Genomic DNA, 12,504 nt, shown 5'->3' on the forward strand with positions numbered 1-12,504 from the left:
CCTTTACGCCAACTTGTTATACGGGGCATTCATGGCGCGCGGGGCGGCGAAGTCCAGTCGCATACGTATGATTTCCCCGATCGTCTTGTGAACGTTTCCAAAGCGGAGCCGGCTGGCATTCCTCTGGCCGCGCTGTTAGGGGCCGGGTCAGATAGGGAGACGGTCGATGGCAGGGTTGTGGTTCGACGAATTATCGGTGGGCCAGCGCTTCGATCATGCGATCCGCCGCACTGTCACCGAGACCGACAATCTGCTGTTTACCACGCTAAGCCACAACCCGGCGCAACTCCATCTCGACGCCGAATACATGAAGGGCAGCGAATACGGCCAGGTGCTGGTCAATTCGTGTTTCACGCTCAGCCTGATGGTCGGGGTCAGCGTCGGCGATACGACGTTGGGTACGGCGGTCGCCAATCTTGGCTGGGATGAAGTCCGTTTCCCGAAACCAGTGTTCGTCGGCGATACGCTGAATATCGTCACCGAAGTGCTGGACCTGCGGGAATCGAAAAGCCGTCCCGACGCCGGGATCGTCACGTTTCTGCATCAGGCATGGAACCAGCGCGGCGAGCTGGTTGCCAGCTGCAAACGCTCAGGCCTGCAGCGCAAACGCCCGCATACTCAGCCCTGATTGAGCGGTGACAGACGGCCCAGCGCGCCGTTGGCCCAGCCCAGAATATCGTCCCCGCCGGTCGAAAGCAGGTCGTAGACCTCGCCAATCAGCAGGTCATGCGTGCCATAGGCCAGCCGTTCGCGCACGTCGCAGAAGATGTTGGCCGGGGCGCCGCTGATGAACCACACCGGGCCGTGCTGGTGCCAGTCGGGATGAGTGAAGCGGTCGGCCCGCCCGGCAAAGCTGGCGAACGGCGTCAGATAATCCTGGCGCGGGCTGTCGAGCAGGTTGATGCAGAACCGCCCGGCGCGGATCATCGCGTCGTGGGCCGAACCTGCGCGGTTGATCGCGATCGCCATCGAACAGGGTTCCAGACTGACCGGCATCAGCGCCGACATGGCCAGCCCGACCGGCTCGCCCGTTTCCGGGTCATAGCTTGAAACGATCCCGACCGGCGCGGGCAGGTGGCGCAGCACCTGCTTGAGCTGGTTGTCGAGCGTGCTGTCGGGCGGCTGGGTCATAGGCGTCTGTCTAGCGGTGTCACAAGCGTTCGGCAACCACGCCGGCGGAAACCAGCGCGGCGATCTCGTCTGCGCTCAGGCCAAGCTCGGCTGCCAGTACGGCGGCGGTGTCCTGCGCCGATCGAGGCGGCGCTGTGCGATAGGTTGCCGGGGTGCGCGAGAACTTGCCGGGAAAGCCGACAACCTTGACCGGGGTGCCATCGTCGCGAGCCAGGTCATGGACCATGCCGCGCGCTTCGATCTGCGGATGGGCCAGCGCCTGGGGGATCGTGTTGACCTTGCCTCCGGGCAACTTGGCTGCATCCAGCGCGGCGATCAGCGCGTCGCACGTCCAGCGCCCGATGATCGGCTTGATCACCGCGAACAGCGCTTCGCGGTTGGCACTGCGCTCTGCCGAAACGGCGAAACGCGGGTCATCCGCCAGCGCGGGGACACCCAGTAGCCGGGCTAGCGCAACAAATTGGCGATCGTTGCCCAGCGCGATCAGCACGTCGCCATCGGCGCAGGCAAAATCCTGGTAGGGGGTGATCGTGGGATGCTGGTTGCCCATGCGGCGCGGCACCACCCCGCCGTTGAGCCAACCTGAAGCCTGGTTGGCCAGCAGCGCGACCTGGGCATCGAGCAGCGCGAGGTCGATATGCTGACCTTCACCGGTACGATTGCGGTGGTTGAGCGCAGCCAGGACCGAAATCGTTGCATAAAGCCCGGTCGACAGGTCGGTGACCGGAATGCCCGCCTTCATCGGGCCGCCACCGGGCTCGTCATCAGGGCGGCCGGTGACGCTCATCACTCCGCTCATCCCCTGGATCAAGAAGTCGTACCCGCCCTTGTCGCGGTCCGGGCCGGTCTGGCCGAACCCGGTGATCGAACAATAGATCAGGTCGGGCTTGATCGCGCTGAGCGTAGCGTAGTCTAGGCCGTACTTGGCCAGGCCGCCGACGCGAAAATTCTCGATTACGATATCCGCTTTGGCGGCGAGCGCACGGATCAGGTCAGCACCCTGCGGACTGGCGATATCGACCGCGATCGAGCGCTTGTTGCGATTGGCACACAGATAATAGGCGGAATCGCGCGATCCGTCGTCCAGGAATGGCGGGCCCCAGCGGCGGGTATCGTCGCCCTGACCGGGCTGCTCGACCTTGATCACCTCGGCGCCAAGATCGCCCAGCATCTGCGCGCACCATGGCCCCGCCAGCACGCGGCTGAGGTCGAGAACGCGAATGCCGGCAAGCGGCCCGGTGGGACGATCGGGGTTTGTCATGACGTCCGCCGCCTTAGCCGCGTGCGGCATGGCGGCGCAATGGCGGCGGTGGGAAACCAATCGGGGTGATCTTCGTCAGGTAGTGCGGATAGTTCCCGCTATTGTGCAATGCACCATTTCGAATGTGGCGGTTTGACGCACATTCGAGCCGGTCCGGCGTGATTTGTTTGCAACTGCGGAACGCACGAGTGCTGCCGCGTGTTAAGCACGCAAAGCCTCATGACGACTGGATCCGAACGATGCCTGAGCGAACCGCAGAACTCCGCCGCAGCGCCATTCCGCTTTTGGCGTCGGGGGCAGCGGATGGCCCGGTCATCCCGTTGTTCGCGCACCCAGGCTCGGGCCGCTCGTCGCTCAGCGCGGTGTCGCTGGCAGTGATCGGAACCTATACCCCGCGCAAATGTGGGATCGCCACCTTCACTGCGGACCTGGTTGAGCAGCTGGGCCGCTATCACGCCGAGATCGATACCCAGGTCTATGCACTCGACGCGGGCGACGGTGGGCTGCGCTATCCCGATCACGTCTCGCTGATCGAGCAGGGGGATCCGGCCAGCTATGCCGCCGCCGCGCGCCACATCAACGAGGCCGCGCCCGACGCAGTCTGGCTGCAGCACGAATTCGGCATCTTCGGTGGTCCTGACGGCGAAATGGTGCGCGATCTGATCGATGGCGTCGCCGCGCCGCTTATCGTCACGTTCCATACCGTGCTCAGCCGTCCGAGCGCCAACCAGCGCCGGATCGTCGAGCACATCATCTCGCGCGCCACGCAGATCATGGTCATGTCGCGCCACGGCCGCGATCTGCTGGTCGACCTGTACCGTGCCCCGGCCGACCGGGTGACGGTAATCCCGCACGGTGCCCCGGACCGGCCGTTCGGCCGCGAAGCCTCGTTCAAGGCGTGGCTCGGGCTGCAGGACCGCAATGTCCTGATGACCTTTGGCCTGCTTGGCCCCGGCAAGGGACTTGAGCATGCGATCGAGGCTCTTCCTGCGATCATCGCGCGGCACCCGCAGACGATCTATCGCATCGTTGGTGCCACGCACCCCAACCTGGTCAAGGATCAGGGTGAGGCCTACCGCGAAAAGCTGATCGCCCTGGCGCAGCGGCTTGGCGTGGGCGACCACGTGCAGTGGGACAACCGCTTCCTCGATACCCCCGAACTGCTCGACCAGCTTGAGGCGAGCGACATCTACCTGACCCCCTATCCCAATTTGCAGCAGGCGACGTCGGGCACGCTCAGCTATGCGGTTGCCTTGGGCAAGGCGGTGGTTTCGACGCCCTATGTCCACGCGCGTGAATTGCTGGCGGAAGGGGTCGGTATGCTGGTCGAGCCGAACGACAGCGCCGCAATCGCCGCCGCAGTCAATGCCCTGCTCGACGACCGCCAGCGGCTCGATGCCTTGCGGCGCCGCGCCTATGCCGAAGGGCGCAAGACGATCTGGCCGCGTTTTGCCGATGCCAGCGCCGCCTTGGTCCATGCCGCCGCGGTCCAGCCGCTGGGCGAAGTGCCGCTGTCGGCGGCGCTGGGGCTTAGCGGGTTCAATGCGATGTGCGACGCCACCGGCATGTTCCAGCACGCTATCGGCATCGTCCCCGACCGCCGTCACGGCTATTGCCTGGACGACAATGCCCGCGCGCTGATCCTGATGAACCACGCAGCTGCGGTCCCTCCGGCCGAGCGGCTGTCGCGCAGCGTCATCTTCGCCAGCTTTGTACAGTATGCCTGGAACCCGGACCGCAATCACTTCCGCAATTTCATGAATTTCGACCGGACCTGGTGCGAGGATGAAGGATCCGACGATTCGAACGGCCGTGCGCTGTGGGCGCTGGGCGATACGGTGGAGCATTCACCGTTCTCCGACATGCAGGCCTGGGCGCGGCACTGGTTCGACGAGACTCTGCACACGCTGGACGACGTGCAATCGCCGCGCGCGATCGCATTCGGCATGCTGGGCGCAGCGGCCGTGCTGCGCGGCACTGGCAACCACAGCCGCGCCGAAGCGCTGCTAAGACGTGGCGGCGCGTTCCTTGAAACACTGCTGGCGGCGTCGCGCCGGCCCGATTGGGCGTGGTTCGAAGCCGTACTTGGCTATGACAATCCGCGATTGCCGCAGGCACTGATCGAGGCCGGCACACTGTGCGACCGTCCGGACTGGACCCGTCTGGGCCTGCACACGCTGGACTGGATCGCGCAGCGCCAGATCGCGGCGACCGGGCTGTTCCGTCCGGTCGGGTCGGAAACCTTCGGGCGACAACATGGCCAGATGCCATTCGACCAGCAACCGCTTGAGGCCCAGGCGGCAATCGAAGCCTGCCTCGCAGCGTTCCGCAGCGATCCCTCACCGCGCTGGTTCGACCATGCGGTGTCCTCCTATCGCTGGTTCCTTGGCGCGAACGATCGCGGTGTGATACTGGGCGATGTCGCCAGCGGGCGGTGTCGCGATGGCGTAACGCCGCGCGGTGCAAACGCCAACTGCGGTGCCGAATCGATCCTGGCTTTCCAGCTGGGGCACGTCGCCTTGCAGCACTTGCTGGCAGAGCGGCGGACCATGCAACGGGCAGGGGAAGAGCTTGCTGAAGACGACCACGGGCCAGCACAGACGCTTGCGCATCCATGACACCCGGCTCCATGCCGACCCGACCCGCGTTGTGCTGCGGCCTTTCCATCTGGGCTGGCAGTCAGCCAGCGCGCCAGCTGACCGCGCCAGCCGTCTGGTCGCAGATGTCGCTGCGCTCAGCGAACAGCAGGTCGCTGCTGAATATGAGCGCGTGATCCAGGACTTTGCCGAGCGCCACTGGCAAACCGAGCAGGTCTTCGAACAGCGCTACCGCGAGGTAGAAGCGCATCACGGCTTGCACAACGCGGGCTTTTCGCAAGAGCGGCAGCGTCTGATCGGGGCCTACTTCTGCCACGAGTACACCTATGCCGCCGCGGCGCTGATGAATCCGTCCATCGTTCCGCATCCCGATCAGTCGGGCATGGGGCAGGGCGCCTGCCGTTTCGTCATGTCGCTGCGGGCGGTGGGCGAAGGCCACATCAGCTCAATCGCGTTTCGCGAAGGGATTGCCGAAGATGACGGCACCTTCCAGCTTTGGCCGCAAAGCCATTTCGCCACCTCTGCCGTCATTGACGAGCCGACGCTGACCGATGCCGACGACGGGGTGATGGTGCATCGCAATCCCGAAAGCACGCTGTCCAACTGCGTGATCTTCCCGATCACCGAGCAGCAGCGCGGCGGGCTGGAAGACCTGCGCCTGGTGCGTTTCGAGCATGACGACGGATCCTACGAATGGATCGGCACCTATACCGCCTATTCGGGTAGCGCGATCCGTTCCGAACTGCTCCGCACGACCGATTTCCGCTCGTTCGATCTGGAACCGATCCGCGGTGCAGCAGGGCGCAACAAGGGCATGGCGCTGTTCCCGCGCAAGGTCGGCGGGCGCTATGCCATGATCGGCCGCCAGGACGGCAAGAACCTGTTCCTGCTCCGCTCCGATCGGCTCGACACCTGGGAAGATGAAGGGGTTCTGCTGATGGAGCCCAGGTACCCTTGGGAATTCATCCAGATCGGCAATTGCGGCAGCCCGATCCTGACCGAACATGGCTGGCTGATGCTGACCCACGGGGTCGGCGCAATGCGCAAATATGCACTGGGTGCCGCACTGCTCGACCGCGACGATCCCTCGATCGTGCTGGCGCGAACATCCGAGCCGGTATTGACCGCAGAGGACGCCGACCGTTCGGGCTATGTCCCCAATGTGGTTTACACTTGCGGCGCGCTCAAGGTCGGCGACGCGCTGTTAATCCCCTATGGCATATCGGACAGCGCCGTCGGCTTTGCCACGACGACTATCGAAGACCTGATGGCAATGATGGAATGACGCAAGAAGAGATGGACATGACTGCGACCAAGATCGTTCCGGTGGTGCTGTGCGGCGGCAGCGGCACGCGGTTGTGGCCGCGCAGCCGCGCGACCAAGCCCAAGCCGTTCCTGCCGCTGGTTGGCGACAGCACACTGTTTGAAGCAACGCTGGGCCGCTGCGGCGATCCCGATGCCTTTGCCGCGCCGGTGGTGGTGACAGGCCGGGCGCACCTCGACCATGTTGAAGCGCAGCTGACCGGGGCGGGGGCGGCGATCATCGTCGAGCCATCGGCGCGCAACACCGCGGCGGCGATTGCCCTGGCCGCGCTGCGCCTGCCCGCCGACGCAATCATGCTGGTCTGCCCAAGCGATCATCACATCGGCAATCCGCAGGCCTTCTGCGCCGCCGCCCTGCGCGCTGCCCATCTGGCGCAGGACGATTGGCTGGTCTCTTTCGGGATCGAGGCCACTGCACCGGAGACCGGCTTCGGTTATCTTGAGCGCGGCGAGGCGATTGGCGATGACGGTTTCCGCGTCGCCCGCTTCGTCGAAAAGCCCGATCTGGCGCGGGCGCAGGAGTTCCTCGATCATGGCGGTTATGCCTGGAACGGCGGGATCTTTGCCTTCAAGGTGTCGGCCTTTCTGGCCGAGCTGGGACGCCACCGCCCGGCGATCCTCGCCGCGGCGCAGGATGCCGTCGCCGGCGGGATCAGCGATGGCGCCCGCTTCCACCCCGATGCCGAAGCCTTCGCCCGGATCGCTAGCGAATCGGTCGACTACGCGGTGATGGAGAATACCGACCGCGCCGCCATGGTCCCCGCCGACATGGCCTGGTCCGACATCGGCAACTGGCAGGCGCTGCACGTCGCGCTGGAGCGCGACGAAAGCGGCAATGCCAGCCGCGGCGATGTGGAGCTGGTCGATTGCCGCAACGTGCTTGTCGACAGCGACGGGCCGCATGTGTCGGTGATTGGTCTGGAAAACGTCATTGTCGTGGTCGATGGCGACGATATCCTGGTCACCACTGCGGACGGCGCACAGAAGGTTGGCAAGCTGCACAAGGCGGCCAACCAATGACCGCGCTGCCGATCCGAATGGTCGAAAAGCCGTGGGGCAGGGATGCGCTTCCCGCGCCTTTCGTCGCCCCGGCCGGCCAGCGGATCGGCGAAGTCTGGTTTGAGCCGCCCGCATCGCTCGACCAGCTGCTGGTCAAATACATCTTCACCAGCGAAAAGCTTTCGGTCCAGGTCCATCCAAGCGATGCCCAGACCATCGAGGCCGGGCTGGGCAAGCAGGGCAAGGAAGAGTGCTGGCTGGTCGTCGATGCAGACGAGGGTGCCACCCTGGGGATCGGGTTCAACCAGGAAATCAGCGCGCGCGACATGCGCATGGCGGCCACTGACGGCACGATTGAAGGCTTGATGACCTGGTTTCCGGTCAGGCCGGGCGACTTCTTCTACATTCCAGCGGGCACGGTCCATGCCATCGGCGCGGGCGTCAGCCTGATCGAAGTGCAGCAGAACAGCGACATCACCTATCGCCTCTATGACTATGGGCGCCCGCGTCCCTTGCATCTCAACCTAGGCATGGGCGTCGCCAAGGGTGAACCCTATGCCGATCCGCGTCGCTGCCATGTGGCCGAGTGCGGGGAAGTAACGTTGGTTGAAGGGCCGCTGTTCCGTCTTACCCGCTATGACGGTCCCCTGTCTGCCGAGGCACGAGCGCAGTTTGGAGAGAATGCGCTGCTGGTGATCCCGCAAACGGCGGGCGCTTCGGTCAAGGGCGAGGCTGTTCCGGCAGGGTCTTGCGCGGTTGCTTCCGGGCTCAAGGCATTTGCCATAGAGAACGGGGCGCGCGGCCTGATTGCGCAGCCAATCTGCTAAGGATCAGACTTCGATTGCCAGCGTGTCGCGGACGACGGCCAAGGCTTGATCGTTCAAGTCCCGCGCCCGGTGGGCATCCCGCGCCTCCGTATAGCAACGCAGTTCGGGAGCGTTGCCCGACGGTCGCAAGTGGATCACGTCGCCCGATTCGAAGGTAATTCGCAGACCATCGGTGCGGTCTGTGCCGACCGGCGTGCCGGCCACTGCGCCAAAAGCCGCCTCGATCCGAGCCAGCTGCTCGGCCTCGCTGCCACTTTCCAGCTGGGCCAGGATCGCGCGGCTGGTCGCGGTTGGAAAAGCCTCGATCCGGTTGCTGTAGGTGACCCGCGGGGGCAGGGCGCCGACCAGTGCGGAAATCGGTTGGGCCCCCGCTGCGATGATTGTCGCCACGACAGGCAAGACCGCATCGCGGGTCGGCAGAGCGCCCAGCGGGCCGTGCGCTAATGCCAGATCGCTGCCCACCAGAAAGCCGCCATTGGCTTCATAGCCGCAGACCCGCATCCCGCCGGCTTCCAATTGCCGGTTCATCTCGGCGATCACATAGGGTGAACCGATCCGCGTCCGAGCGGTCACCGCAAAAGCGCCGGTTTCCTCCAGCACGGTGTTGCTCGATACCGGGGTGACGACGCGGTCCGCGCCCAGCTGCCGTGCGCAGAGCACGCCCAGGACATCGCCGCGCAGCCATTCGCCGCGCTCGTCCGACAGCAAGGGGCGGTCCGAATCGCCATCGGTTGAAATGATCGCGGCAAAGCCATGCTCGGCGGCCCAGCCGCGCGCCAGGGCCACGTCCTCGTCGCGCACGGCCTCGGTATCGACCGGTACGAACACCGCCGACCGTCCGAGCGGGGTGACCTGGGCATCTAGCGCCTCAAGGATCGAAACCACCACGTCGCGGCCGACCGCTGAATGCTGGTAAACGCCGATGCGCTTGCCGCGCAGCGCCTCCGGGCCGAACGCATCGCGGTACCGCGCGACATAGGGCGGGACGATGTCGGTGACCGGTGGCAGGACTTCAGCAGCATCCAATGCACCGTCAGCCGCGAAGGTGCGGCCCTCGACTGCGACCGGCTGGGCCATCATTCCGGCTTCGTCGTCCTTCAGCACTTCGCCGTGGGGGCGATAGAACTTTATCCCGTTGCGGTCGGCCGGAATGTGGCTGCCAGTGACCATCAGCGAGGGAATCCCAGCGGCAAAGGCATGCAGCGCAAGGGTCGGCGTGGGGACCAGTCCGCAATAGACCGGCTCCCCGCCCATATCGCGCACCGCCGCAGCGCAGGCCGCCAGGATCCGCGGGGTGCTGGGGCGCAGGTCGCCGGCCAGGGCAACCTTGCCGCCATGGGCAAATTCACCCAGGCTTTCCAGATAGCGCAGGAACCCGGTAGTATAGCCGTGGCAAACCCGGTCGGTCATCGCCACGACGGTACCGCGCGCGCCGCTGGTTCCGAAGGCGACGCCGCTTTCGGCCATAAGGTCTCCGACTGTCATGGTTGTGTCCTTGGTTGTCGTGATCTTGCCTGCGTGCAATGCAGTGGCACCTGCTAAGGTTCCCCGGTTTACGCCCGATTGCACTAGCGATCGAACAGCCCCACGGCCAGTGTCGATGCATAGAGTTCGATGGCCTTGTCCCGCGGCAGGCGTGCCGCCCAGCCGCGAAGATCATAGGCGGAATTTAGTGTCGAAAGGATAAGCTGGCTGGCGATCATCGGATCGACGCTGTTGAGGGTGCCGTCGCGCATGCCATCTACCAGCGTGCCCATGAAGCGCAAGGCAATGCGGTCCGATCGCCGCACCACTTCGGCGCGCATATCAGCCGGCAGCGCCTGCAGCGCCGTGGTCCGGGTCAGCGGCCAGTCGGTGTTGAACTGGATGTCCATCAGCGTGGCGATCGCCCATGACAGCCGTTGCCATTCGTCAGCCCCGTCGCGGTGCGCCAGCCACTGCGCCACGGCCACGCGTTTGTAGCTTTGCCGGAAGCATTCAAGGACCAGATCGTCCTTGGCATCAAGATGATGATAGAAGCTGCCCTTGGTAACGTTGAGCTGCTCGACGATGCGCACCACCGAGGCACCGCGATAGCCGCTTTCGTTTATCAGCCCGGTTGCCACGCGCAGAAAGCTCTCTGCGCCGGCGTCCTGCCCCGGCATGGCGGCCCGGATTTCGTCCTCGGAGTAGAGGCGCGGGTTCCAGGTCGACCCCGGAACTGCCAGGCCTTCGTCAAGGATCGTTGCGATCCGCCGCCCGACCCGTCCGAAATCGTTGATTGCAAACCGGGCCAGCCAGACCGGCAGCCAGAACACAACTTCCAGAAGCATGTGCGCCCGCGCCGTGCAGCGATCCTTGTCGCTGCTTAGCGCCTCTATACCCCAGAACGCCCGCACCATGCGGAACACCTCCAGATAAAGGTCGAGCAGCGGTCGGCGCAGGTCTTCGTCAAGGGTGCGGATGTCGGACAACGGGACCAGCGGCTTCGCTTCTCCCGCGATCACCGCAGCATGCAGTTTGACGTGCAGGCGGATCAGGCGGAACACGCGTTCGCGCGGGCTGGCCTCGGCCGCGGCTTCGATGACCATGGCGCGCAGACGCTCGATCGAGCGCTCGAACACGGTCGCCGCCAGCAGCTCCTTGCGGCGGAAATAATAGGTGACGCTGGTGGTGTTGAGGTCGACCGCCTTGGCCACTTCCAGCAGGGTCGCCCCGCGCACGCCGCGGCTGATGATCAGATCGGCTGCCGCGTCGAGCACGGCTTCGCGCTTGCGCTCGAACCGCGCCCGGCTGCGCGGCGCGCGTTGCGGCGCCGCTTTCAGATCCCCGTCTCCCATCAAGGCGTACTATACCAGCGCTTTAGCGCCTGCATAGCACCGCCGGATCAGCCTCCGAAGGTGCCGCCCGTTTCCGACTTGCGCCGCAGATATGGCGACACCTCAAGCCCATGACGCTCAAGCCCGGCGACAATCGCGCCCAGTCCGACATGGTCGGCCCAGTACATCGGACCGCCCGTCCAGGCTGGCCAGCCATAGCCATTGAGCCAGACCGTATCGATATCGCCGGGGCGCTGGGCCATGCCCTCGTCCAGGATCTTCGCCCCTTCGTTGATCATCGGGTAGAGCAGCCGCTCGCGGATTTCGTCCTTGCCGATCACGCGCTGCGGCTTTCCTGCGCGCTCGGCAAAATCCGCAATGATCGCCTTCACTTCGTCCGACGGCGTGCGCTTGCGCTCGGCATCGTAGTCGTAATAGCCCTTGCCGGTCTTCTGGCCCCAGCGCCCGGCGGCGCACAGCGCGTCGCGGATCGTCTCGATCCGGGCGGGGTCGCGGTGCCAGCCGATGTCGAGCCCGGCCAGGTCGCCCATCTGGAACGGACCCATCGGGAAGCCGAATTCCAGCAGAACGTCGTCGATCTCGTTATAGGCGGCACCTTCCATGATCATTGCCTGGGCCTGGACCTGGCGCGGCGAAAGCATGCGGTTGCCGATGAAGCCGTGGCACACCCCGGAAACGACCGGAATCTTGCCGATCCTGGGGGCCAGCGCCATCACGGTGGCAAGCTGCGCTGCGCCGGTCCTGGCGCCGCGCACCACTTCCAGAAGCTTCATGACATTGGCGGGGGAGAAGAAATGCGTGCCCAGCACCGCCTCGGGCCGCTTGGTCACCGCGGCCATTGCATCGATGTCGAGATAGCTGGTGTTCGACGCCAGGATCGCCCCCGGCTTGGCGATCGCATCGAGCCGGGTGAAGATGTCCTTCTTCAGGTCCATGTTCTCATAGACCGCCTCGATCACCAGGTCGCAGGCACCGAGATCATCGAACATGACACTGGGCGTCAGCCGGCCCATCGCCGCGTCGATCTCGTCTTGAGTCATCCGCCCGCGCTTGACCGCGTTGTCGTAATTGCGCCGCATCGTCGCGACGCCCTTGTCGAGCGCGTCCTGCTCGCGCTCGACAATGGTTACCGGGATTCCGGCGGTGAGGAAGTTCATCGTAATCCCGCCGCCCATGGTACCTGCGCCCAATACCCCGACCCGCTCGATCGGCAACAGCGCGGTGCCGGCCGGCAGATCGGCAATTAGTGCAGCTTGCGCGCGGGCGGATTCGATGTGCTCACGGGCACCGGGAAGGGCGTCGGACATTTTGAGTTCTCCTCTGCGTGCGGTTCAACCGGGCCGGCTGGCGCCTGTCAAGCAATGCAGGGAAGGGGCGGCCGTGGCGGAGACGGAGGGATTCGAACCCTCGGTACCGGATTTACCAGTACGACGGTTTAGCAAACCGTTGGTTTCAGCCACTCACCCACGTCTCCGGATCGCAGCGGCGAAGCGCGGCCTATAGCGAGGGGTTGTGGGGGCGGCAAGGGGGGCCGGTGCGGAAAGTTT

The 12,504-nt window shown here is 65.1% G+C and carries 9 protein-coding genes, 1 tRNA gene and 1 pseudogene; 5 read left to right on the forward strand and 6 right to left on the reverse strand.

Annotation, left to right across the window (positions count from 1 at the left end; genetic code table 11):
• The first annotated feature begins 166 nt into the window (after positions 1-166).
• Complete coding sequence (locus ACFFF7_RS13010; RefSeq protein ID WP_379481777.1) at positions 167-628, forward strand: MaoC family dehydratase; 462 nt, start codon at positions 167-169, stop codon at positions 626-628.
• Here the strand turns inward: ACFFF7_RS13010 and ACFFF7_RS13015 are convergent.
• Positions 619-1,131 carry a flavin reductase family protein gene (locus tag ACFFF7_RS13015; RefSeq protein WP_379481778.1) on the reverse strand — a complete coding sequence of 171 codons (513 nt, stop codon included), beginning with the start codon at positions 1,129-1,131 and terminating at the stop codon, positions 619-621. The two genes, ACFFF7_RS13010 and ACFFF7_RS13015, sit on opposite strands and share 10 nt — an antisense overlap.
• Before the next feature lie 19 nt (positions 1,132-1,150).
• The gene (locus ACFFF7_RS13020) at positions 1,151-2,392 is read right to left on the reverse strand and encodes a CaiB/BaiF CoA transferase family protein (protein ID WP_379481779.1); all 1,242 of its coding nucleotides are present in this window, start codon (positions 2,390-2,392) and stop codon (positions 1,151-1,153) included.
• A gap of 239 nt (positions 2,393-2,631) precedes the next feature.
• Between ACFFF7_RS13020 and ACFFF7_RS13025 the strand changes: the two genes are divergently transcribed.
• The 4 genes from ACFFF7_RS13025 to ACFFF7_RS13040 are packed head-to-tail and all read left to right on the forward strand — an operon-like array spanning position 2,632 to position 8,138.
• Positions 2,632-5,010: a glycosyltransferase family 4 protein gene (locus ACFFF7_RS13025; protein ID WP_379481780.1), complete on the forward strand. Its 2,379-nt coding sequence runs from the start codon at positions 2,632-2,634 to the stop codon at positions 5,008-5,010.
• A complete protein-coding gene (locus ACFFF7_RS13030) occupies positions 4,964-6,274 on the forward strand; it encodes a glycoside hydrolase family 130 protein (protein WP_379481781.1) in 1,311 nt (436 codons plus the stop codon). Before ACFFF7_RS13025 ends, ACFFF7_RS13030 begins: the two co-directional genes overlap by 47 nt.
• Entirely contained in the window at positions 6,271-7,332 is a 1,062-nt protein-coding gene (locus ACFFF7_RS13035; protein ID WP_379481782.1) for a mannose-1-phosphate guanylyltransferase, read from the forward strand. Before ACFFF7_RS13030 ends, ACFFF7_RS13035 begins: the two co-directional genes overlap by 4 nt.
• Positions 7,329-8,138, forward strand: coding sequence for a class I mannose-6-phosphate isomerase (locus ACFFF7_RS13040; RefSeq protein ID WP_379481783.1), 810 nt, complete (start codon positions 7,329-7,331; stop codon positions 8,136-8,138). Before ACFFF7_RS13035 ends, ACFFF7_RS13040 begins: the two co-directional genes overlap by 4 nt.
• 3 nt (positions 8,139-8,141) lie before the next feature.
• Here ACFFF7_RS13040 and ACFFF7_RS13045 read toward each other — a convergent pair whose 3' ends face one another.
• The 4 genes and pseudogenes from ACFFF7_RS13045 to ACFFF7_RS13060 form a co-directional block, all read right to left on the reverse strand.
• Positions 8,142-9,623, reverse strand: coding sequence for a phosphomannomutase (locus ACFFF7_RS13045; RefSeq protein ID WP_379481784.1), 1,482 nt, complete (start codon positions 9,621-9,623; stop codon positions 8,142-8,144).
• An 83-nt stretch (positions 9,624-9,706) separates the two neighbouring features.
• Positions 9,707-10,957, reverse strand: coding sequence for a TetR/AcrR family transcriptional regulator (locus ACFFF7_RS13050; RefSeq protein ID WP_379481785.1), 1,251 nt, complete (start codon positions 10,955-10,957; stop codon positions 9,707-9,709).
• A gap of 47 nt (positions 10,958-11,004) precedes the next feature.
• Positions 11,005-12,243: pseudogene (locus ACFFF7_RS13055) on the reverse strand (3-hydroxyacyl-CoA dehydrogenase); the annotation flags it as partial.
• A gap of 95 nt (positions 12,244-12,338) precedes the next feature.
• Positions 12,339-12,431, reverse strand: a tRNA-Ser gene (locus ACFFF7_RS13060).
• Positions 12,432-12,504: the final 73 nt, after the last annotated feature.

Origin of the sequence: Novosphingobium aquiterrae, from assembly GCF_042434435.1 — a bacterium.
In the GTDB taxonomy this organism is placed as follows: Bacteria; Pseudomonadota; Alphaproteobacteria; order Sphingomonadales; family Sphingomonadaceae; genus Novosphingobium; species Novosphingobium aquiterrae.